Source organism: Mucilaginibacter ginsenosidivorax, assembly GCF_007971525.1.
In the GTDB taxonomy this organism is placed as follows: Bacteria; Bacteroidota; Bacteroidia; order Sphingobacteriales; family Sphingobacteriaceae; genus Mucilaginibacter; species Mucilaginibacter ginsenosidivorax.
In genome coordinates this window covers 546,873-569,640 of sequence record NZ_CP042437.1, presented here as the reverse complement: position 1 = coordinate 569,640, position 22,768 = coordinate 546,873, and the positions used below count along the sequence as shown (strand labels likewise).

14 protein-coding genes are annotated in these 22,768 nt (G+C 43.3%); 10 read left to right on the top strand and 4 right to left on the bottom strand.

Going from position 1 to position 22,768, the window contains the following annotated elements; genetic code table 11:
* Positions 1 to 39 precede the first annotated feature (39 nt).
* The 7 genes from FSB76_RS02420 (at position 40) to FSB76_RS02390 (ending at position 13,779) form a co-directional block, all read left to right on the top strand.
* The gene (locus FSB76_RS02420) at positions 40 to 1,077 is read left to right on the top strand and encodes a FecR family protein (RefSeq protein WP_147052011.1); all 1,038 of its coding nucleotides are present in this window, start codon (positions 40 to 42) and stop codon (positions 1,075 to 1,077) included.
* A gap of 18 nt (positions 1,078 to 1,095) precedes the next feature.
* A complete protein-coding gene (locus tag FSB76_RS02415; protein WP_147052010.1) occupies positions 1,096 to 4,545 on the top strand; it encodes a SusC/RagA family TonB-linked outer membrane protein in 3,450 nt (1,149 codons plus the stop codon).
* A gap of 18 nt (positions 4,546 to 4,563) precedes the next feature.
* Positions 4,564 to 6,093, top strand: a complete 1,530-nt coding sequence (locus tag FSB76_RS02410; protein ID WP_147052009.1) for a SusD/RagB family nutrient-binding outer membrane lipoprotein — start codon at positions 4,564 to 4,566, stop codon at positions 6,091 to 6,093.
* A 294-nt stretch (positions 6,094 to 6,387) separates the two neighbouring features.
* Positions 6,388 to 8,361 (top strand): sialate O-acetylesterase, encoded by a 1,974-nt coding sequence (locus tag FSB76_RS02405; protein WP_147052008.1) that lies wholly within the window; start codon positions 6,388 to 6,390, stop codon positions 8,359 to 8,361.
* Positions 8,362 to 8,977: 616 nt separating this feature from the next.
* Entirely contained in the window at positions 8,978 to 9,367 is a 390-nt protein-coding gene (locus tag FSB76_RS02400) for a BlaI/MecI/CopY family transcriptional regulator (protein WP_147052007.1), read from the top strand.
* A 3-nt stretch (positions 9,368 to 9,370) separates the two neighbouring features.
* Positions 9,371 to 11,095 (top strand): M56 family metallopeptidase, encoded by a 1,725-nt coding sequence (locus tag FSB76_RS02395; RefSeq protein ID WP_147052006.1) that lies wholly within the window; start codon positions 9,371 to 9,373, stop codon positions 11,093 to 11,095.
* Between the two features lie 245 nt (positions 11,096 to 11,340).
* Complete coding sequence (locus FSB76_RS02390) at positions 11,341 to 13,779, top strand: TonB-dependent receptor (RefSeq protein WP_147052005.1); 2,439 nt, start codon at positions 11,341 to 11,343, stop codon at positions 13,777 to 13,779.
* Positions 13,780 to 13,834: 55 nt separating this feature from the next.
* On the opposite strand, the gene FSB76_RS02385 is transcribed toward FSB76_RS02390, so the two are convergent.
* Together FSB76_RS02385 and FSB76_RS02380 are read right to left on the bottom strand one after the other, a co-directional pair.
* Entirely contained in the window at positions 13,835 to 14,296 is a 462-nt protein-coding gene (locus FSB76_RS02385; RefSeq protein ID WP_147052004.1) for a hypothetical protein, read from the bottom strand.
* A 75-nt stretch (positions 14,297 to 14,371) separates the two neighbouring features.
* Positions 14,372 to 14,707: a hypothetical protein gene (locus FSB76_RS02380; protein ID WP_147052003.1), complete on the bottom strand. Its 336-nt coding sequence runs from the start codon at positions 14,705 to 14,707 to the stop codon at positions 14,372 to 14,374.
* A 647-nt stretch (positions 14,708 to 15,354) separates the two neighbouring features.
* On the opposite strand from FSB76_RS02380, the gene FSB76_RS02375 reads away from it, so the two are divergent.
* From FSB76_RS02375 to cls, 3 genes are all read left to right on the top strand, one after another.
* Entirely contained in the window at positions 15,355 to 16,416 is a 1,062-nt protein-coding gene (locus FSB76_RS02375; RefSeq protein ID WP_147052002.1) for an acyltransferase, read from the top strand.
* A 78-nt stretch (positions 16,417 to 16,494) separates the two neighbouring features.
* Positions 16,495 to 17,538: a metal-dependent hydrolase gene (locus FSB76_RS02370; protein ID WP_147052001.1), complete on the top strand. Its 1,044-nt coding sequence runs from the start codon at positions 16,495 to 16,497 to the stop codon at positions 17,536 to 17,538.
* Between the two features lie 2 nt (positions 17,539 to 17,540).
* Positions 17,541 to 18,986 carry a cardiolipin synthase gene (cls, locus tag FSB76_RS02365; protein WP_147052000.1) on the top strand — a complete coding sequence of 482 codons (1,446 nt, stop codon included), beginning with the start codon at positions 17,541 to 17,543 and terminating at the stop codon, positions 18,984 to 18,986.
* Here the strand turns inward: cls and FSB76_RS02360 are convergent, their stop codons facing one another.
* Together FSB76_RS02360 and FSB76_RS02355 are read right to left on the bottom strand one after the other, a co-directional pair.
* The gene (locus FSB76_RS02360; RefSeq protein WP_147051999.1) at positions 18,987 to 19,796 is read right to left on the bottom strand and encodes a DUF4249 family protein; all 810 of its coding nucleotides are present in this window, start codon (positions 19,794 to 19,796) and stop codon (positions 18,987 to 18,989) included.
* A complete protein-coding gene (locus tag FSB76_RS02355) occupies positions 19,787 to 22,597 on the bottom strand; it encodes a TonB-dependent receptor (RefSeq protein WP_147051998.1) in 2,811 nt (936 codons plus the stop codon). Before FSB76_RS02355 ends, FSB76_RS02360 begins: the two co-directional genes overlap by 10 nt.
* Positions 22,598 to 22,768: the final 171 nt, after the last annotated feature.

Genomic DNA, 22,768 nt, shown 5'->3' with positions numbered 1-22,768 from the left:
GCTCATGTATATAAGGTTAAAATCAGAAACTTATATAGCATGGAGATTGCAAAATACGGCACTTATACCCTACAGGATTTTTTAGATGATGACGATTTTATTCAGTTTGTTATCAGCCCTACTAAAAATGACATCAACTTCTGGCAATCGGTTACAGCTATGTATCCTGTGCAAAAAGAAAACATTGATGAAGCTGCCCAAATTATATTAGCCTACCGCAAGCAGGATGTTTTTACAAACGAAGCAAATCAACAAAAAGTCTGGAACCGTATTGAAGGTACTTTACACGGTAAAAAGGCAGAAAAACAAAAAGTATTCCGCTTAAACACATTCCTGCGTGTAGCAGCAATGATCTTATTGGTATCATCAGCAGGCATAGCTTTCTGGATGCTGAAATACAACTCGAAAAATGAAGTAGTTACCGCTTTTGGCGAATTGCGGACAGTTACCCTGCCAGATAATTCGATAGTGATACTTAACGGCAACTCCAAATTAACATATGCCAATAACTGGGACAAAAAGGCAAGAGAAGTTTGGATTAGCGGTGAAGGGTTTTTTAGTGTAAAACATATTAATAAAGACCCCCGCCATATAAAAGCTACCGAAAGATTTATTGTGCATTGCAACGATGTTAATATCGAAGTGTTAGGCACCTCCTTTAACGTACGTAACAGGCATAATAAAACCAATGTAGGCCTGGTAAGTGGTAAAATTATGCTCGAATATCTCGACCAGGCATCGCACGATAACCGGTTGCTGGTGATGAAACCGGGCGATTACGTGGAATACGCTCACCGGAAAGTGGTAACCCAAAAGAAGCTTGCTGTGCCCGAGAAATTAACACAGTGGACAAACCACCAATTACTTTTTAACAATGCTACGTTATCACAAATCGGCGAAGTCATGACCGACGATTATGGGTATCACATTGATTATACCGACCCGGCTATTGCCAATCTGAAAATTGAAGGTGAGATAAGTGTATCAAACGTTGACGAACTTTTGGAAACAATCTCAACTACGTTATCGGTAAAGGTCACCCAATCAGACAAAAAGATCACAATCACAAAAAATTAACCCCTAAACAACTCATTTATGCGAAAATTTGACTTTTCAACTTTTTTAAAATGTTGCTGTTTCTTGTTGGTGTTGCTTGGCCAGTCGGTTTACGGCTACGCCCAGCTGGCGCTTACCAGCAATAACAGGTTTCATACCAAAGCCCCGGGCTACGCCATGCAGCAGGTTGCCGAAAACAAAGTGCTGTTAAAGGATGCGCTTGAAAACATCAAAAAGCAATTTAATGTGCAAATTGCTTACCAGGAAGGGTTGTTGGATAATAAATTTATCCCGGTTAGCTTATTTAACAACGCCAGGCAGTTTAACCTTGATGACAACCTGAAACAATTATTATCATTTTTTCAGCTGGAATACCGTAAAATCAGTAACAGCCAAATCTCTATCTATTCGATAAAAGAAACAGCCGTTTATACGGCTCCCGTAGTTGCCGCTGTTTTAATAGGCAAGGTGGTTGACGAAAAAGACGGCCTGCCGGTTATAGGCGCATCGGTATATCTGAAAGCCGATCCTAAAATCGGGACTTCGACTGATGTATCCGGTAATTTTAAACTGGTTGTTCCGGATAAATTCACCGGGAAACCATTAACCTTATTGGTTGCTTACATTGGTTATAATAAAGAGGAAGTTACTGTAACCGATTTATCATTGCCTGTTCAAATAAAACTGAAACAGAATAACAGCACCCTTAACGAGGTTGTGGTAACTGCACTCGGTATCAGTAAGCAAAGAAAATCATTAGGCTACTCTGTTACCGAAGTTAAAGGAACCGAGTTTACCCAGGCCCGCGAAAATAACGTTGCCAATGCTTTAACAGGTAAGGTTGCGGGCGTAAATGCTGCTGGTTTATCAACAGGCCCCGGCGGTTCAAGCCGTATAGTTATACGTGGTAATGGTGGCCTTGCAGGCGATAACCAACCCCTGTACGTGGTAAACGGTATGCCTATTGATAATAGTGTACCGGGTGGTGCGCCAACTGTTAATGGTATTACCAACAACGTTGACCGTGGTGATGGTATAGCTGCTTTAAATCCCGATGATATTGAATCTATCAGTGTGTTAAAGGGAGGTACTGCAGCAGCTTTGTACGGTTCGCGGGCCGCAAACGGTGTTATATTGATTACCACCAAAAAAGGAAGGGTTCAAAAAGGGGTAGGAATTGAATATAATTCAACCGCTACCTATGATAATGTTGCAGTTTTTCCTGATTATCAATATGAATACGGACAGGGTGACGGAGGCGTAAAACCGACAACGCTGGCCACCGCCCAGGGTACCGGCAGGCGTTCATGGGGTGCAAAAATTGACGGTTCGACAGATTATGTTGCTGTTGATGGTAAAACACACCCTTATACGGCTCAAAAAAATAACCTTAAAAATTATTATCAAACCGGAAGCACCTACACCAACAGCGTTGCATTTTTGGGCGGAAATGAGGCCATCACATATCGTTTCTCGGCTGCCGACCTGAATAGCAAGGGTATTTTGCCAGGTACAACCTATGATCGTAAAACCTTTAACCTGGCTTTAACCAGTAAGTTAACCAGCAAAATATCTATTGAAGCATTAGCGCAGTACAACATCGAAACGGGCCACAACCGCACCGGCGCAGGCGATGCATTGGGCAACCCTAACTGGACCCCACTTGAGGTTGCTAATACCGTTGATGTGCGCTGGCTTAAACCCGGGTACGATGCCAATGGTAATGAGCAGGTGTGGAATGATGCCGCCATCGCTTCAAACGGTTACTTTGTGATTAATAAATTTAAAGAAGATGACGTAAAAGACCGCTTTATAGGCCAGGGATCAGTATCGTACACGCCGATAACAAACCTGATTTTTAAAGCCACCCTAAGTCGCGACTTTTTTAATTACAATTATTCAAACATATTACCTACCGGTACATTGTACGTTCCTAACGGGCAATACCAGGCTATAAAATCAGATGTTTCTGAAACCAACGAACTGGTAACTGTATCGTACAAAACAAAAATTGTAAGCGATTTTAATGGCGCGGTATTAGGTGGCGTAAACAGCCGTAAAAACATCACCAATCAGCAAACCGTAAATGGTTCGCAGTTTGTTATCCCTTATTTTTACAGTTCAACTAACCTTGCTACAACGTCAACTACTCCTTATAACGCCAAAATAGTAACCAACTCGATATTTGGTTCGGCCGATTTCGACTACAAAAGCCTGGTATTCTTATCGTTCACCGGCCGGAAGGATTGGTTTTCGACATTAAGCTCAAAAAACAACAGCATTTTTTATCCAAGTGTGGGTGGTAGCTTTATATTGTCAGATGCTGTTACGCTGCCCCAGTTTTTTACCCTTGCCAAATTAAGAGCCTCCTGGGCGCAGGTAGGTGGTGGTGCACCTGATCCTTATGTAATTAATCTTACTTATAGCAATGTTCCAAGTGCAGGACAGCCATTGCAAAATGTTACCAGCAATAACATTACCAATAGCGCCCTCAAGCCCTACACCTCTACAACTACCGAGGCCGGTCTTGAACTGCAGATGCTGCAAAATCGCTTAGGTATTGATGTTACCTTATATGATCGTAAAACAACAAATGATATCGTAAATACAGCTATCTCATCAACTTCGGGTTATAATAATGTGATCCTCAACGTAGGCGAGGTACGTAACAAAGGTATTGAGGTTGCTTTAAACGGTTCGCCAATAAAATCAAAAGAGTTTAGCTGGAATGTTAACTATAATGTTGCATATAACGACAATAAGGTAGTAAAACTTGCCCCTGGCCTCTCAACCATTCAAATGGCGACATCGGTAAATGGGTACGCGCTGTTAAATAATACCGAGGGAATGTCATTCGGTACTTTATATGGCACACATATGGTGAAAAACAGCAGCGGGCAAGTGGTATTCAATTCAACCACCGGCTTGCCTGTACAATCATCATACCAACCGCTTGGCAAAAGCGTTGCCCCGCTTACCATGGGCTTAACTAACGAATTCAGGTACAAACGCTTTTCATTGAACTTCCTGCTTGATGGCAAGTTTGGTAATAAGGTGTTCTCATTAATGGAAGTATATGCTACCCGGTTAGGTTTAATGAAATCAACGCTGCCCGGTCGTGAAAATGGTTTAGTGCTAAACGGTGTAGACCAAACCGGAGCTGCTTATACTCGCACTGTTCCGGTAAGTGGCTTACGTACATATTACGACAACTATAAAATTTATTCAGACCTGTTTACACATGATGGAAGCTTTGTAAAACTTCGCCAGGTTATTTTGTCATATAATTTGCCCGGCCTTGATCTTAAAAAGGTTCATATTCAGTCGGCAAGTATTTCGTTGGTGTCGCGTAACCTGTGGACGCTTTACAAAAAGACAAAGAATTTTGATCCCGAGGAAAGCTTCACCAACAGCAATACGCAGGGTTTTGAATCCATTGGTTTGCCGCGTACCCGCTCACTTGGTGTAAACCTGGCCGTTAAATTCTAATATCTAAAGTTGATTAAGATGAAAAGACACATATCAAAATATACTTCGTGTTTGCTGTTGATGCTTGGCATTATAGCTACACAATCATGTACTAAAAACTTCGATACGCTAAACGTAAATCCCAACGCATCGTCAAAAGCTGTTCCGCAATACATTTTTACCAAAGCCGAGTACGATGGCACCGCCCGCATGCTCGATTTATTGCTGGGTACCATGCAGTATACCACCAGCTTTAATGATGTTGCAGGTTTTGGCTCTAAATACGTTTTAGCTCAAAGCCAGCAGTCGTTTGCGGCGTTCGCCAACGCTTATCCTAACGAGATAAATGAGCTGGTTGAAGTAATTAAAGCGGCTGGTACCGATGCATCGCAGGTTAACCTGGTTGCCGAGGCACGCATCTGGCGGGTATATTGTTTTAGCAGGCTTACCGACTTGTATGGCGATATCCCATATTCTCAGGCAGCGCAAGGCTATAACGGCTCAATTTACAAGCCAGCCTACGATGCGCAAAAAGATATTTATGCCGATATGCTAAAAGAACTTGACCAGGCCGCTACGTCGCTTGATGCCAGCAAGGCTACTTTTGGCGCTGCCGACCTTATTTACGGTGGAAGTACCGACAAGTGGAAAAAATTCGCCTACTCGTTAATGTTAAGATGTGCCATGCGCATGACCAAGGTTGATATAACTTCGGCGCAGTCATGGGCCACAAAAGCCATTGCCGGCGGTGTGATATTAAACGATGCCGACATTGCCAAAGTGTCGTATGTTGGGTCGGGCCAGGATATCAACAAAAATCCCTTAGCAAATGATTTGTGGAACAGTGATTATATCGCTCAAAACGGCAGTACAAATACAGAAGGCGGTAAATACCAGGATGCATTTATAAGCTATCTGAAAGCCAATAAAGATCCCCGCCTTGGTGTAGTGTCAATTGTTTACAATAGCGGCGTTGCAGATACTACTTCATCAATACAAAAAGGTATGTCGGCTTCGTTAAATGCAAAGCCTGCTGATTTTGTAACTTACTCTGAACCTAATCCTAAAACTATCCTGCTTTTAAACTCTCCGCGTTTGGTATTTACCGCTGCCGAAAGCTATTTCTTGCTGGCAGAGGCAGCATCCAGAGGTTGGTATAGCGCTGCTACTGCATCGTCGTTGTACGAGAGTGGTATCGCTGCATCTATGCGCCAGTGGGCTATTATCGGCGGCAGCGCGGGCGCTATAAGCGATGCCCAGATTAATACCTATATCAATTACCATAAGTTTAATTCGGCAGGTACCCTTGATCAAAAAATGGCGCAGATTTATACCCAGTTTTGGATTGGAATTTTCCCGGATGCACAGGAGGTATTTGCTACTTACAGGCGTACCGGGTATCCGGCTTTGGTACCTAATAATTATGTAGGCAATGCCACCGGCGGCAAAATATTCCGGAGGATGTTGTACCCGATATCCGAGCAAAATCTTAACGCCGCATCCTACGCAGCTGCAATAGCGCGGCAGGGAGCCGATGATTTCCTTACGAGGATGTGGTGGGATAAATAATGCATTCGTGTTAATAAATTGATAGATTGGTTTAAGGAAGGGTTTGGCTGCCCTTCCTTTTTATTTTAATAACGGGTTTGGGTTTGGTTAAACTGGCCTGTTTTAATTACAGGCCTTACCGCGGCCAGGTTGAAACGCTTTATGCGGGTAATTCAGATGGTTATTTTCGGTGGATTGAATTGGTTTCACGATCCCAATCGGTTGTTTTGTAATAAAGTTAACGATTGATAAATAATTTGAATTAAGGTGCTACTTTTATCCGCAAGGAAAAGTAAACCATCTATCAATTAAGTTATGTTCAAATCGTTATTGTTAACCGTGTTTTCATTTTTGGTTACTGCGCAGTTAAGCAGCGCCAAAGTAAGCCTGCCATCTGTTTTTAGCGATAATATGGTTTTGCAGCAAAAAACCAAGGCTGCTATTTGGGGGAAAGCCGAAGCCGGTAAAAAGGTAGTGATAACAACAACCTGGTCGGACAAAAAATACAGTACCATAGCAGATGCCGACGGAAACTGGAAAATAAAAGTTGGAACCCCATCTTATGGCGGGCCTTTTACCATCACCATTTCGGATGGAGAGGCGCTGGAGTTGAAGAACGTAATGATAGGTGAGGTGTGGTTATGCTCGGGCCAGTCGAACATGGAAATGCCTGTTGCAGGTTGGGGAAAGATAAATAACTATGAAAAAGAAATAGCCGGGGCCAATTACCCCAATATTCGCTTGTTGCAGGTTGAGCATATAACCAGCAGTGTACCCCTGGCCGATGCAAAAGTAACCAAAGGCGGGTGGGTGCCCTGCACGCCCGAGAATGTGGCCGAATTTTCGTCGGTTGCCTATTTTTTTGCAAGGGAAATTTATAGCAAAACAAATATACCCATAGGTTTAATTCACACCTCATGGGGCGGAACTATTGCCGAGGCCTGGACAAGCGGCACTGCTTTACGAACTATGCCTGAGTTTGTTGAACCTGTAACCACCGTTGAAACAGAGAATAAAGAAGAAGCCCAAAAAGCTTACGTGCTTAAGGCGCAGCAATGGCAAAACCTTATTGCCGAAAAGGATTCGGGATATAACCAGGGTAAGCCGGTTTGGCTGGCTGCAGATCTGGATGTTGCTAAATGGCACGATATGGTTTTGCCGGCTATTTTGGAGAAAACCTTGCCAAATTTTGATGGCGTTATCTGGTTACATAAAAAAATAGTTGTTCCGGATGATTGGGCGGGCAAGCCGGTTAAATTAAGCTTGGGCGCGGTAGATGATGCCGATATTACCTGGTTCAACGGCGAAAAAGTTGGCGAAACTGCGGGTTACAATACGCCAAGGATGTATACCATACCCGGTAACCTGGTTAAGGCAGGAGAAAATATAATTACCATCCGCGTGTTTGATGGCTCAGGCAATGGAGGCCTTTATAGTGATGCCAAATTACTATACCTGGCTAATGATAATGGCCAGCAAATTCCGTTAAACAATGCCTGGCAGTATCGTATAGGTATGAACCTTAAAAACATGCCGCCTTTTCCAACCGATCCTAAAAGCCCCAACAGGCCTTCTGTTTTGTTCAACGCGATGATTAACCCTTTTATCCAGTACGCTATTAAAGGCGCAATCTGGTACCAGGGCGAATCAAACTCGGGCAGGGCGTACCAATACCGTCAGTTATTCCCCACCATGATTAATGATTGGCGTACCAGGTGGGGCGAGGGTAACTTCCCGTTTTATTTTGTACAACTGGCCAATTACTACATCACCGAACCACAGCCATCAGCTTCAGATTGGGCCGAATTGCGGGAAGCGCAACTTAAAACGCTCTCGCTGCCAAATACAGGGATGGCCGTTGCTATTGATTTGGGCGGGTATGATATCCACCCAAAAAACAAGCAGGAAGTAGGGCGTAGGCTGGCACTGGCTGCCCTTGCTAAAACCTATGGCGAAAAGGTTGATTACTCGGGGCCAATATTTCAAAAGTATGCCGTCAATAATGATAAAATAACGCTTTCCTTTAAATTTGCAGACGGCCTTAAAACCACCGACGGCCAGCCACTAAAAGGATTTGCCATAGCCGGTGCCGACCAGAAATTTTATTGGGCCGATGCCGCAATTGTTGGCGATAAAGTTGTAGTGAGCAGTCCGCAGGTTACCAACCCGGTAGCGGTGCGTTACGCCTGGGGAATTAACCCGGTATGTAATTTATACAACGCAGCGGGTTTGCCTGCATCGCCGTTCCGTACTGATGAATGGCCGGGTGTTACTTTAAATAAAAAGTAGTTTAGGGGCAGGGAGATCCATGTAAAGTGGGTTAACATAACTTAACAGAATTTGAATTTTACTTTTATAATTATTTGATAATAAGTAGTTTGTATTTTATCATGGTTAACACTAACCTGGCGTTTTACACAACTTAATCATACCCAAATGTTTGTCCCGTTGCCGGCCAAAAAAGGTGTCGGAACGAAACTCTGAAGGGGAAATGACAACGATTTAATCGCCAATGTCATGCCGAACTTGTTTCGGCACCCCACATGCTAAGTGTACTTCATGCGGGTCACCTGTCCTGTGGGATCCCGAAACAAGTTCGGGATGACTTTCGTTTTTCAACTTGTCATGGGGGTACCTGTCGAACCATCGCGGGCAAAGGCCTCTCCGCGCGGCTCTTCGACAGCTTCATGGAGACTGGGCCTACGCACCTCGACAGTACAACATGTCATAGATAACCTGTCGATAAATAGCGCGCAAATAAATATTTAACTACGTTTGTCGTTTCTTTAGTTATGATTTATTTCCATAGCCTTCCTGGCATATTTATACGTCGTTCTCAAAAGGTACGAAAAAATTATTACCTAAAATTTGTTTCGTACGAAAATATTCCTACCTTTGAATTGTTATGAGTGAAACACAACAAAACAAGCAGCTTGAACCTACAAAATCTGAACTGGAAATATTACAGGTTTTATGGGAAAAGGGCCCGTCGACCGTTCGTGCGGTTAATGATGAGTTGCTGAAGCAGAAAGAGGTAAATTACACAACCACCTTAAAGTTGATGCAGATTATGGCCGATAAAGGTATCCTTAACCGGGACGAAAGCCAGATGAAGCATATTTACAGTGTGGCCGAAGAGGAGCAAAAAACTAAATCGCATTTGCTGGATAAGTTTGTCGATTCGATGTACAAAGGATCGGCAAGTAAACTGGTGATGCAGTTGCTGGGCAACAAAAAAACAAGCGACCAGGAATTACAGGAGATAAAAGAAATTTTAAGAAAACTGGAGGAATAAACCATGACTTACCTGAATGAATTACTGCCCCAGGGCTTCACCGCAGCGTTAAGCTATACACTGCTGCATTCGTTGTGGCAGGGTGTTATCCTTGCTGTAGTTACAAGCCTTATATTGGTGTTTACCCGCAGGCAGGCTGCGGCAAAACGCTACACGTTAATGGTAGGCGCGCTCATCTTATTTGCTTTAGCGGCCATAGGTACATTCATTTGGGAAATTAACCAAACAACGGTAGATAAAATATCGTCGGTCAGTTACATTTCGCATAATCAAACGCCGCAAATGCCTGTTTTGGGTGTTGCCGGGTTTACGCCAGGTTCGGCAATTGATAGAGGGATAAGCTATGTGAATACCCATGTCCAACTGATAGCTTTAATATGGTTTTTGGTGGTTTTTGCGCGCAGCCTCCAGTTATTGGCCGGGCTACAGGGGCTGCATCACTTGCGACGTAGGTCTGTTTTTACTGTTGATGACTATTGGAAAAAACGCGTCGCTTCATTGTCGCAAAAACTGGGAATAAAGCAAATGATAGGCATTGCCGAATCGGGCATAGCAAAAGTGCCTATGGTAATTGGCCATTTGAAACCATTGATCCTTATCCCGGTTGGTATGCTAACTGCCTTGCCTCCTGCCGAAGTTGAAGCGATCCTGGTACATGAGTTGGCGCATATCCGCCGGAGAGATTATTTGATAAACCTGTTACAAAGCTTCGTCGAGATCATTTTCTTTTTTAACCCGGCTGTACTATGGCTGTCGGCCCTGATCCGTGCCGAGCGGGAAAACTGCTGCGATGATATAGCCGTACTGGAAACAAGCAGCAAGGTAAACTACATCAGGGCCCTGGTAAGCTGCCAGGAGTTTAAGCTATCGGCACCAGCCTACGCCATGGCTTTTCCCGGCAAGCGCGATCAGTTGATTAACAGGGTTAAACGCATGGCATCGGGCAATAACCACAGCCTTAATATTCGCGAACGATCTGTTTTGGCCGTGTTATTATTAAGCGCCGGTTTGCTCACTATGGCTTTTAGCAATGCCAAAAGGATTGATAAAATGTTGATTAATACAGGTAAAACAGTATCGCATGCGGCTGTTTCTGTTAAAAAAGAACTGTTTCCTATAGATGATACCTTATCAAATCAAGCTGATTTAAAACCGGCTGATGCAAAGAAAGAAGCAAAAACAGCACTTACCGCATCGTTAGGTGCAGCTACCCCGGCTTCGGCAGATACACCGGCTAAAGCAAAACCATTGGATACCCTAAAAGGTAAATTAGGCAGATTGCATGGCCGCCTTGGAACACTAAGCGGGAAGCTTGATGAACAAAAAGAATTGGCAAAAAACGATTCTATCAACCAAAGCAGAACACAAACTGCAAAACCAACTGAGCCGGCAAATAGCGCTTATGGTTATGGCAACAAGCCTTATAATAAACAGGAGTATAAAACAGCTTACAAAGCCGACTATAAACCTTACCATGCACCAGCCGAACCAAGTATAGGAGAGGTGGTTACTGCCGAATTGAAAAAAGACGGGTTGATTGATGCTGATGCACCTAAGGTTTCTTTTAAACTTAGTCAAAGTGAAATGATCATTAACGGGGTAAAACAGCCGGATGATGTTTTTCAGAAATACAAGAAAAAGTTTGTGCCCGCGACAGGCAAAAATCAATGGACCTTGTTTAATAATTACGATACCGATACTAAAGTAACCACAACAGACAAGCCATAAGTGTTGTGTCATCGATAAATTGACGGATAGCCTTTAGCCAAAAGTCTTAAGTTCCAAGTCAAAGAAGAAAAAAATCAACTTTAGACTTACCGCTTAGTACTGTTGACTTAACACTAAATTATCCTGACTGCATGAATTTTAACCAACCCTAAACAGGCTAACGGAAATTGCCATGCCCAAAATTTGAAAAATATTAAGATTAAATAACAGATCGACCTAAAAGAAACCTCCTAACACACATCAATATGAAACTAAAAATTGCTGCTTTTTTAGCCGCCTGGCTTTTTATTGCCCCAACATTAGCTAATGCCCAGAATTTGATAACGATAACAGGTAAAATTAAAAGCAACGACGCCAGGCCGCTGGATGGTGCTACAGTTTATTTATACAAGCTTGCCGATTCGGCACTGGTAAAAACCAGCGTGGCCGATGCCATTGGTGGTTATGTTTTTAAGAATGTAAAAGCCGGACAATACAAGATAACTGTTAGCATGATAGGTTATCAAAATTATAAAAGTGCGCCTTTAAAGTTTGAAAAAGATGTGGCGCTGCCGGATGTTATTTTGCAGCTTGCCGGTAAAGAATTAAAAGAAGTAGCCGTTGTTGGCCAAAAGCAGTTGGTTGAGCACAAAATTGACCGCACTGTTGTAAACGTAGATGCCATGATTGGTAATGGTGGCAATACGGCTATGGATGTGCTTGATAAATCGCCTGGCGTAATCGTCGATCAGAATGGGGGGATCAGCCTTAACGGCAGCGGTAGCGTTAAAATTTATATCGACGACAAGCCTACCTACTTATCGGGAACGGATCTGCAAAACTACCTGCGCTCGTTACCGGCGTCAACTATCGACCAGGTTGAACTAATGACCAATCCGCCGGCTAAATACGATGCCGCCGGGAATGGCGGCGTAATCAACATCCGCATAAAAAGAAATAAAGCGAAAGGCTTTAACGGTGGCCTTAACATGAATTATACGCAAGGTAAGTACGGTAAAACCATCAACAGTTTTAATTTTAATTTCAGGGACAACAAAATCAATGTATTTGGCAACCTGGCCTATAGTACTTTTAATTCGTTTAATGACCTGGTTATTAACAGATACTTTTTAAACGATGATGGCAGCCCGGCCTCCAATTTTTTGCAGCACTCATTTATCCGCAGGCAAACAAAAAACCTGAACCTAAGGCTTGGGGCCGACTATTATGTATCTGATAAAACTACCATCGGCATTAATCTATTTGGCTTGTTGAATCCCGGCGATATCAATACCCGTAACACCAGCAAATTATTGGATGCGGCTAACGTGTTGGATTCGACTATTGTAGCCGACAATAAGGAGCATATTAACTTTAAAAACGGCAATGTAAATCTTAATTACCGCCATCAGTATAACAAAAAAGGGCAGGAGCTTACGGTCGACCTTGATTATTTGAACTACGACAACAGCACAAAGCAATCGTTCTTAAATACAGGCTATTTACCGGATGGAACAGAGATAAGTAACGACCTGCTTACCGGTAACCTGCCCGAAAATATCCACATCTATTCTGCCAAAACAGATTATACACATCCTTTAAATAACGGTATTAAACTGGAAGCCGGGCTTAAAATCAGTAATACACAAACCGATAATATTGCCAACTACTTTTATACCATCAACAATGTAACCAACCCCGATTATGGTAAAACCAACCACTTTATTTACAAAGAACAAATAAACGCCGCCTATATCAATACAAGTAAAGACTGGAAACGATTTTCGGCCCAAGCCGGCTTAAGGTTTGAAAATACTACATCAAACGGCCACCAGTTGGGCAATGTGCAGAAATCCGATTCGACATTTAAGCGAAATTATAATGGCTTGTTTCCAACCGTTTATCTGCAATATAAACTGGACACAGCAGGCAGCCAAAGCATCAGTCTGAATTATGGACGACGGATTGACAGGCCGTACTACGAGGATTTAAATCCATTTTTATCGCCGTTGGATAAGTTTACTTATTATACCGGTAATCCATTCCTTAAGCCATCGTATACCAACAACATTGAACTGGCCTATAACTGTAAAAACGTTACGGTAACCCTAAACTACAGCAATACGCAGGACGATGTAAACGAAACTATTGAGATAGTAAATGGTATTTATTATAGCAGGCCAGGCAATTTAGGCAGTATAACGGTAAAGGGCATAGCAGCCGATGCCGGTTTCGATCTTGCTAAATGGCTTAATTTTCACCTATATTCAAGGGTTTCCAATATTCACTCCGTAAGCGGGTTTTATACCGGCACCTTAAATACGCAGGGAACATACTTTTTTATAAGGCCGGTATTCAAGTTTAAGCTGCCCCATGATTGGACAACCCAACTGGATGGTGGCTATCAAAGCAGAGTAACTAACGCCCAGTTTGTAACGGTAAGCAGGGGGCGTGTTAATGCTTCTGTATCTAAAAAGTTTTCGCCATCGTTCACCCTTAGCCTGGTGGCCAATGATATTTTTTATACATTCAATGGCGGCGGTGTTATTAACAACCTGGCAAATACCCGCGCCAACTGGACTAATCTTTCCGACAGTCGTAACATAGCGCTGTCATTAAGTTATCGTTTTGGTAAAACCATTGCCGGCCTGCGCAAACACGACGCGAATGGTGCCGAAAGCGAGCAAAACAGGGTTAAGAACTAAAAGAAAGAATTAAGCCCCGGCTAATTTGTCGGGGCTTAATTCTTTAATGGATAAGTTATTTTTGAAACTGGCTGTTTAGCAGTTGCTCCCAGTCTTTTGCCTGGGTTTCCAGTTGTTTTAGCTTTAGTTCATTGTCAATAAATTGCTGGTAAAATGGTATGCTGCAAAGCTGCCGGTTTGCCTGGTCGGCAATTTGCAAAATGATTGATTTTACCGCCGTGCCATTCATGCTTTTTAAAACATAGCAGCGGGTAGCGTTATTCAGATCGTTTACAGTGAGGGTTTCCTGAGTTCCAAAAAGCAAGGCTTTGCCCGATTGCGCCCAGCCTATGATTTTATTGCCGATGAATTCCGACCGGCTTAAACTGAGGTGGTGTTCATTTGCAATTGCCTGCAGGCGCTGGTTTAGCGCCGCAAATCGTTTTTGTTTTGACCGGCGGGTGATGATCACTACCGGGATAATAAATACAGCTAATAGGGTGCCCGCAACCAGGGCATTTTCCGTTATATGGTTCATGCTTGATAATTAAAATTGAATAAATACGCGCTGTAATAAACGCGAAGAATTAAAAAAAATTAGATCAGCATGGATTTACCAGAAACCATGAAAGGGGAAAAGGATGAGCCGGTAAAACCGGGACGGCGGCACATTTGAAGCCTGGCTAATGTTAAGCCTTGCAAGCGTGTAAGGTGCACCCAGCTCAATAGCACTAAAAAAAGCTGCCGGATGTACCGTAACCTGTAATAGCGGTGCATTAATTTCGGTACCTGTCTCGGCAATTAATTGGTCATGGCGGGTGTTTTGTTTAACACTCGCTTTATTGCTGTCTTGTTTGCCGGTATAAGCGCGTACCTGTCCTGGTCCGCTTAAGTGTAAAGCGAAAAACAAGGTAACTACCAATAACGATTTCATTAACCTGGACAGCATGGGGCAAAGATAATGTTTTAGGAAAGATGAAGCAGGGAAATCGCGCTTAAACTTATTACCTCATGCAATAGCTTTTAATGTTGAGATAGGTAGCCCCTACGGGGCATAAAAGAATTTTAGACGTTTTATTCTACAAACGGGTAGCCTCTACGAGGCAAGCGCCTTGTCTCGTCCTCAAAAAAAAATTCACTTTTTTTTTAAAATCTTGCTATTTATTTACAGGTTGTTAGAATCTGTCTAAAAACGGAAATTATTCATTGCCGTTGACTTCAGTCAACGGTAAAAAAATTATAATTGCTGGCTTTAGCCAAATTATTCAAGCGGACTTTGGCTAAAGCCACTCACCTTTCAGCCATTATTCCGTTGACTAAAGTCAACGGCAATGATCTTTAAGTAATCTAAATCAAATTTAGACAGCCTCTTAGTATTGTGCCTCGTAGAGGCTACCCGTTTGTAATAAATGTCCAATGTGCTTTTTGCCCCGTAGGGGTTACCTTCTTTCTACATCAAGTTTTTAAAAGTGATTTGTTCCCAGGACGAAACGCATATGTGATAATGGTAACCAATCAAAACTATAAAAATCTAAATTTGGTCGCCTATTAACGAAACCCTTACTGCAAAATCAAAATATTGTATAAGTTTAGCCAATGAAATTTAGCGAAGCGGTTGTAAACAATAAAGATCACAACATTGAATGGATAAATAATTTGCGGCTGATCAGCATGTTTGCCGTTATTGTGTTACATACTGCTTCGCCCTTGCTCTTTGGCTATAAAAGTGTGCCGTTATTCAACTGGCTTACCGGCGATGTTTACAACGCGCTGGTACGTTTTGCGGTGCCGGTTTTTGTGATGATAACCGGGGCGTTATTGCTGCATCGTGAGTATGAGTTGGGCGACTTTTTGAAAAAGCGGATTGGCAGGCTCATTCTTCCTTTTTTGTTCTGGAGCCTGGTTTATGTTGCCTACCGGCTGTATAACGAGGAGTTTACGTTTACCGGTCATTTGTGGCCGGATGTGAAATTTGTTTTACATCAATTAAAATCAGGAGCTTATTATCATTTATGGTATGTGTACCTGTTAATAGGGCTGTACCTGTTTATTCCTGTTTTAAGTAAGTTTGTACAGCATGCTACCGAAAAGGAAATATTGTATTTTTTGGTGATCTGGTTTTTGGCGATGCTGTTGGCCACACCATATCTGAGCATCTTTAATACCGCTGTCGATCTTCATAATTTTACAGGCTATATTGGCTACCTGGTATTAGGGCATTACCTCACTTACAAGCGGTTCAACTTACGGGTGTTGCCGTACATTGCTGCACTTGTGTTCGTAGCCCTGGTGGCTTTAATTAGCTGGGGTACTTACTATTTGCAGGTAAAAGATCATGAGCTTAAAACCTTCTTTTATGAGCCGGTAGGCCCTTTTGTTGTTGCGTTGGCCACATGCGCTTTTTTGATAGCCAAATACACCAAAGTAAAACTTAATGCTACGGTGAAACGCGTTTGTAATAATGCCGGTAAATATACCCTGGGCATTTACTTAAGCCATGCCCTGGTGCTAAACATATTTGATTTAAACGATATCAATTTTACCATTTTTAACCCGGTGGTAAGTATTCTTTTAATAGCTTTTGTTTGCTTTTTACTGTCGTGGCTGTTGGTATATGGCATGAGCAAGGTGCCGGTAATTAAACATTTGGTTGGATAGCAACCAATACAAATAATTAATAAGCCGCAAACAATATCTGCGAAAAATCATTATCAAAACAAAATATAAAACCGGCCAATGGATTCAGTTACCCATATTACTTTAGGCGCCTGCATTGGCGAACTTGTATTGGGTAAAAAATTGGGCAAGCAAGCGCTGATGTGGGGAGCGATAGCCCAAAGCCTGCCCGATATTGATAGTGCCGGGGCTTTGTTTCTCTCTCCCGAACAGGCGCTTTTGGCTCATCGTGGTATAACCCATTCCTTAGTTTTCGCGTTAGTTGTTGGCCTGGCCTTAGCTTTTTTGGTTCGGCGGATACATCATAAGGTTTATGTGCCGTTTGTAACCCTGGCCCTGTTTTTTTGCCTGCAATTAATGCTGCACGATTTGCTGGATACCTGTAATGCCTACGGTACCGGCCTGCTGGAACCGTTTAGCCATCAACGGTTTTCGGTTAACCTGCTTTATGTGGCCGATCCTTTATTTACCACAGGCTTGCTTGTAGCCTTTGTAGTTTTGGTTTTTAAAAATATCCGTTATCAGGGCCGCGCGAAATGGGCTTTTGTAGCTATTGCACTTTCCGGGCTATATTTATGCTTAGCTGTGTTTAGTAAGTTGTACATAAGCGGCAGGGTACAGGCAACATTGAAAAAAGATGGGGTTCAACCTGGCTACTTAATTACACCAGCGCCCTTTACCAGCATGCTTTGGTACATTGTTGCACCGGTAAACAATGGTTATAACACGGCATATAGTTCGGTATTTGATGGTAATGCCAACGGTATTGCGTATCAATTCCATGCTAAAAATGATTCGTTATTAAATGGCGTTCAAAACAAAAACGTAGTAAATAGCCTGGTTACGTTTTCCGACAAATACTACACTATAACCAAAGCGGGAAATGATATCAATATCAACGTGTTGCGGTTTGGGCAGGTACAGGGCTGGGCAGTTGCCGATGCGCAGTTTGCGTTTAGTTACCCGCTAATTGCCGGTAAAAACCAGGCTATGCTGCTGCAAAAAGGTCGCCTGAGCGGCTGGAACGGTCATGCGCTTAAAATTTACGTTAAGCGAATACTGGGCAAATCAGTTATCGAAAATAAACCTAATCACAAAATTTAGCAATGAACTGGTATTTACCCGCAATTGGCATTTATGTTATCCTGGTTGTTTTTGTTTGTTTGCGTATATTATATGATATCCGCTCGGCAACTAAAACTTTCGCGTACTTGCTTATTACCATCCTTATGCCGGTTGTTGGTATGGTTATTTACTTTGCCGTGGGTGCCAATTACCGGAAAAATAAACTGTACTCCAAAAAAATAGTAAGCGACAGCAAGCTATTGGCCGAGATTCGTGAACAGGTGATACAGGAATCGGAAAGAAGTTGGAATAGCGGGGAAGAAGAGTTAAAAGGCTATAAAAAGCTTACCCGTATGCTGCTGAATGATAATAGCCCGCTAACCTGTAATAACGATGTTAAGCTTTACATTAACGGCGAGGAGAAATTCCCCGATGTAATAACTGCCTTAAAAAATGCCAGGCACCACATCCACATGGAATATTACATTTATGAGGATGATAACATTGGCAACCAGATAAAAGACATCCTGATTCAAAAGGCTTCCGAGGGTGTTAAAGTGCGTTTCATTTATGATGATTTTGGCAGCCGCTCCATACGCCACACCCTGGTACCCGAATTAATAGCCGGAGGGGTGGAGGCTTACCCTTTTTACAAGATCCTGTTTATAGCACTATCCAACCGTACTAATTACCGCGACCATCGCAAAATCATCGTAATTGATGGCTGCACAGGTTTTGTAGGGGGCATAAATGTAAGCGACAGGTATATTAACAACGGCAGCAAAAAGAAACTTTACTGGCGGGATACGCATGTGCGCATCAATGGCCCCGGCGTATATTATTTGCAATACCTTTTTATCTGCGATTGGAATTTTAGCTCGGGTAAAAAACTGGCTTTAGAGAAGAATTTCTTCTGCTCAACCAAAAGCGACAAAGGGCAGGCCGTAGTGCAAATTGCCGCCAGCGGCCCCGATTCGGATATACCTACTATCATGTTCTCGCTCATCCAGGCCATTGGTATGGCCGAAGAGGAACTGCTGATCACCTCGCCATATTTTATCCCCGGTGAAAGTATCCTTGATGCACTTAATGTAGCCGCGCGTAGCGGCGTTAAGGTTAAACTACTGGTTCCGGGCAAGTCCGACTCGGCATTGGTAAACGCCGCAGCCCGGTCGTATTATGGCGAGATTTTAGAGGCAGGTGTCGAAATTTACCTGTATCGCAAAGGATTTGTACACGCCAAAACCATAGTTGCCGATGGGCAACTGGCCATTGTTGGCACCGCCAATATGGATCACCGGAGTTTTGAACTTAATTTTGAAGTGAACAGCATGATATATGACGATACAATAGCCGGCCAGTTAAGCGATGCTTTTTACGCGGATATTAAAGATGCCGTTAAAATTAACCCTAAAACCTGGGCCAAACGTACCCTGTTTAAACAACTGCCCGAAAAGCTCATCAGGCTTTTATCGCCATTGTTGTAGCTATTGCGTAGTAACCCTTAAACTCAATGTATCTGTTTGCATAGCCGTAAATATGCCCAGGCCGTTGGTTACATTGGTGGGCTCGTTGAGCAAAGCCTGCGAATCGCGGGTGATATTGGTTGTTAGTATGTTGATGTATTCCTGGTTTACCCGCATTAATATCACTTTATAATGGCCGTAATAGTTAAACGACGATTGTACCAGGTTGTAATACGATGCCCGCTCGGCGTTAATCTGGAAGCTGGGCTTATTATTACTGCGGATGTAAGATATATAATAGGGATCGTTGTCAAGATTTTTGAACACCAGCAGGTGGTACAGCGAATCTGGATTACTCCATTTAATGGTAGCCCTTGTTACATCGGCATATAAAGGGTTAATGGTGCTTAACACATGAAAAACACTATCAGATAACGTAAAATTCTGCGGTTTGCCCGGCATAATGGTAGTGGCGCTAATTGCTACGCCGGCATAGGTAAACTGCATGGTATACGTTTTACCGGTGGTGATAAACGATTGATCGGCATAGGTATACGTGCCGCTTGCGCTTTCGGTTAATTTAACGCTTTTGCTGCCGTCAGATACGCTGATGCTTAAACCTGTAAGTGCCGCGCCGTAAGTTGTAGTATCGGTAAGGGCCTTTTGCTGGTAAACTTTAATACTTAACACCTGGCCGGGGATAAGGTATGATTCAACCACCGGTTTGTTGGTGGCCAATATATCCGACTGATTTTTTTTACACGATGCCAGCAGTATTAAACTGCCCATTAAACTCAATGCGATATAGCGTGTATATGTTTTTATTTCCATCTTAAGCTGAGTGTTAGGTTGGGGGTAAAGCCCAGGTAATTTACATTGGTGGTTATCACCTGGTTATTTTGCACCTGGTACTCTTTATACCAGGTATTAGTATGGTTGTAAACGTTGAAGAATGACAGGCCTATCGAGCCTACTTTATGACCATCAATCTTCAGCAGATCATACGATACCGACATATCCAGACGATGGTAGGCGGGCAGGCGTTCGCCGTTTTTGTCGCTAATGTTCAGGTAAGTTTTACTGTTACCGTCGGCTGTTTGAATGGTATAGGTTGATAGGGGGGCAGTATATGGCCTGCCGGTGCTAAACAGGAATGTTGCTGCAAAGTTAAACCTGTTGTAATGGTACATATTGATGGATTTAAACTCATGCCTTACATCCTGGTTGGCATCGTAATAATAATCGCCGAAAGCTGCAAATTTATTCTGGGCTTTGGCAAGCGTATAGCTTACCCAGCCGGTATAGTTGCCCAGCTTTTTTTGTATCAGTAATTCAACACCGGCATCGCGACCGGTACCTGTATAAAAATCTTCGGTTACGGTTTGCGTTTGCGGCGCGGCCATACGGAAACCGCCACCTCCCGTTTGGGTTTGCTTCACCGTATATTGCGTAAGCCCGGTTAAGGTTTTGTAATAGCTTTCTACACTAATCAAAAATTCATCATTTTCATAGCTAAGGCCGCCTATATAATGCCGGGCCATGCCAACCGGGATATTGTCGCCGTTGGATAGCACCCAAAAGTTACGGTCGCCGGCAAGGATGTCTTGTCGTATTACCTGGTTTTCAAACTGGTAAAATTGCCCGGTAGCACCCTTTACCGTAAAATGCTCGTTCAAATTATAGCTGGCTGATAGCCGGGGTTCAAAATAAGGCTTACCCGTCGGGCCGTAATAGCTGGCCCGCAAGCCCGGCTGGATGTGGAAGTTGTTGTTTGGGTCGATAGAAAGCTCGGCATAAACACCTTCCAGCATGGCGTTGTTATGCTGGTTAATCAGTTTGCCGGTATCGTTTTGGGTGTATTCGTAATCAATTTTTTTATAGTTAACAAAGCCTCCAAAAAGCAGCTTGTAAGTTTCGCCGGCTTGCCATTCCCATTCAGATTTATAGCCAACATCTTTCAGATGGTTGGTTTCTACCGTGCTGTTGCTAAAAGTGTGGGCAATGCCATTACTATCCAGCAATGAGCCGCCCGAACTGGCGCGTTCCCGGTTGTTGAAATACGAGGAGTAGGTAATGTAATTGTTGGAGTACAGTTTTTTACCCCACTGCCTGAACCATTTTACACTGCTGCCCAGGTTGCCATATTTGGTATAATCGGTAATGCCAATTCCGCTGCCCGAACCTGAAAGGCCTGGCGGCAGCCCGAGGGTACGGCTGTTATCGGTTTTATCGGTTCCGGAGTAATAGCTTACCGAAAGTTTATCCTTATCGCTGATGGTATATGTGTATTTGGCGTTGGCATCGTAAAAATACGAGGCAGGCGTTACCTGGTTGGCAAAGCCGCCACCACCTCGGCCGCCAAAACCGCCTCCACCGCCTCCCTGGAATGTTGTTGTCTGGTTAAACTGGTTAAATATCTTGTTATAAAAAGGCCCCTGGTATGATCGCCTGATGGAAAGCAATAAGGTTTCATTTTTGGAAAGTGGTGTCTCCAGGAAGCCGCTCGCGCTTAGTAAGCTCAGGTCCACACCCATATTGGTTTCGTTTTTATTGCCTTCCTTGCCGTTAATTTCGGTAACGCTTGATAGCCTTCCGCCGTATTTGGAGGTAAAGCCACCTTTATACAGCTGCACATCCTTTACCGCGCTGGCGTTAAAGGCGCTAAAGAAGCCATATAAGTGATCAACCTGGTAAACGGTAAAGCCATCCAGCAAAACCAGGTTTTGATCGGGCGTACCGCCACGCACATAGGCCCCGGATGATGATTCGTTTGTGCCGCTCACGCCAGGCATCAGCTGGAAGGCGCGTAGAATATCCTTATCGCCCATGGTTGGCAGTTTATCTAAATTTGCCGGCGAAAGCTGGAGCACGCCCACCTGCCTGCTATCAGTGTTCATAACTCCGCTTTTTTTGCCGGTAATATTAACTTCATTTAATGTATTTAACGATGCGTACAGCCCACATATAAGCGTGTTGTTGATTTTATCGCTGCTAAGCCTGAAATAGTCTGTTTGGTAGCCCGAATAAGATACTTCTACCACGCAAGTGTCTGAGGGTACCCGTAAAAAAGTAAAATAACCATCCGAATTACTCATTGCGGTGAGGTCGGAGTTCCGGATCTTCACTGAAGCCGATGGGAGGGATTCGCCGGTTAGCTGATCAATCACCCGCCCGTTTATGCTGAACATGAAATGTTTGGGGGCTATCTTTGGCGCTATGTCCGGGTCGTCATCATCGGTCTTTTTCCGTTTTATTTTGGCATTTGCAGCCTGCAACGAAAGTTGGTTTAGCTTTTTCAACCGGGCCAGGTCGTCGGTATTTTTCAGGATGTAAATGGTGCCGGTCGATTCAATCCAGTATTTCAAATCGTGCTCCTCGCAAACCTGTTTGATGATGTTTTTTAAAGGCTCTTCAAAAAAGTGCTCCACCACATCCATACCTTCCAGTTGGTTTTTATCATACACAATACGGATTTGGTAGGTGGTTGATATGGTATCAAGCATTTTATCAAGCGTGCACAAAAAAAAGTGGTTAACGATGATGTCTTTCAGCTTTTTTTGTGTTTGCTGTGCCTGTGTGGCCGAATGGCCTAACGCTACGATAGTAAATAACAATAAGGAAAATCTCTTCATCAGGGGCTGTATTTTCTTTGCAACGAAATTGCACCCTATTTTCATCCACATAAAATAAATGCGACATCAGGAGAGCTTGTGTAGATAAATGGGGGGAATGTGTAGTGGGGGGAGGTCCGGAAGTCGGAAAGTCGGAAAAGTCCGGAAGTCGGAAAGTTCGGGAGTCAGGGG

What these genes read in the sequence shown, in the direction of transcription:
- FSB76_RS02380 (WP_147052003.1), bottom strand. Translation starts at nt 14,707, where the DNA reads ATGCTGTCCAGGTTAATGAAATCGTTATTGGTAGTTACCTTGTTTTTC.
- FSB76_RS02385 (WP_147052004.1), bottom strand. Translation starts at nt 14,296, where the DNA reads ATGAACCATATAACGGAAAATGCCCTGGTTGCGGGCACCCTATTAGCT.
- FSB76_RS02400 (WP_147052007.1), top strand. Translation starts at nt 8,978, where the DNA reads ATGAGTGAAACACAACAAAACAAGCAGCTTGAACCTACAAAATCTGAA.
- cls (WP_147052000.1), top strand. Translation starts at nt 17,541, where the DNA reads ATGAACTGGTATTTACCCGCAATTGGCATTTATGTTATCCTGGTTGTT.
- FSB76_RS02420 (WP_147052011.1), top strand. Translation starts at nt 40, where the DNA reads ATGGAGATTGCAAAATACGGCACTTATACCCTACAGGATTTTTTAGAT.
- FSB76_RS02405 (WP_147052008.1), top strand. Translation starts at nt 6,388, where the DNA reads ATGTTCAAATCGTTATTGTTAACCGTGTTTTCATTTTTGGTTACTGCG.
- FSB76_RS02355 (WP_147051998.1), bottom strand. Translation starts at nt 22,597, where the DNA reads ATGAAGAGATTTTCCTTATTGTTATTTACTATCGTAGCGTTAGGCCAT.
- FSB76_RS02390 (WP_147052005.1), top strand. Translation starts at nt 11,341, where the DNA reads ATGAAACTAAAAATTGCTGCTTTTTTAGCCGCCTGGCTTTTTATTGCC.
- FSB76_RS02370 (WP_147052001.1), top strand. Translation starts at nt 16,495, where the DNA reads ATGGATTCAGTTACCCATATTACTTTAGGCGCCTGCATTGGCGAACTT.
- FSB76_RS02415 (WP_147052010.1), top strand. Translation starts at nt 1,096, where the DNA reads ATGCGAAAATTTGACTTTTCAACTTTTTTAAAATGTTGCTGTTTCTTG.
- FSB76_RS02360 (WP_147051999.1), bottom strand. Translation starts at nt 19,796, where the DNA reads ATGGAAATAAAAACATATACACGCTATATCGCATTGAGTTTAATGGGC.
- FSB76_RS02395 (WP_147052006.1), top strand. Translation starts at nt 9,371, where the DNA reads ATGACTTACCTGAATGAATTACTGCCCCAGGGCTTCACCGCAGCGTTA.
- FSB76_RS02410 (WP_147052009.1), top strand. Translation starts at nt 4,564, where the DNA reads ATGAAAAGACACATATCAAAATATACTTCGTGTTTGCTGTTGATGCTT.
- FSB76_RS02375 (WP_147052002.1), top strand. Translation starts at nt 15,355, where the DNA reads ATGAAATTTAGCGAAGCGGTTGTAAACAATAAAGATCACAACATTGAA.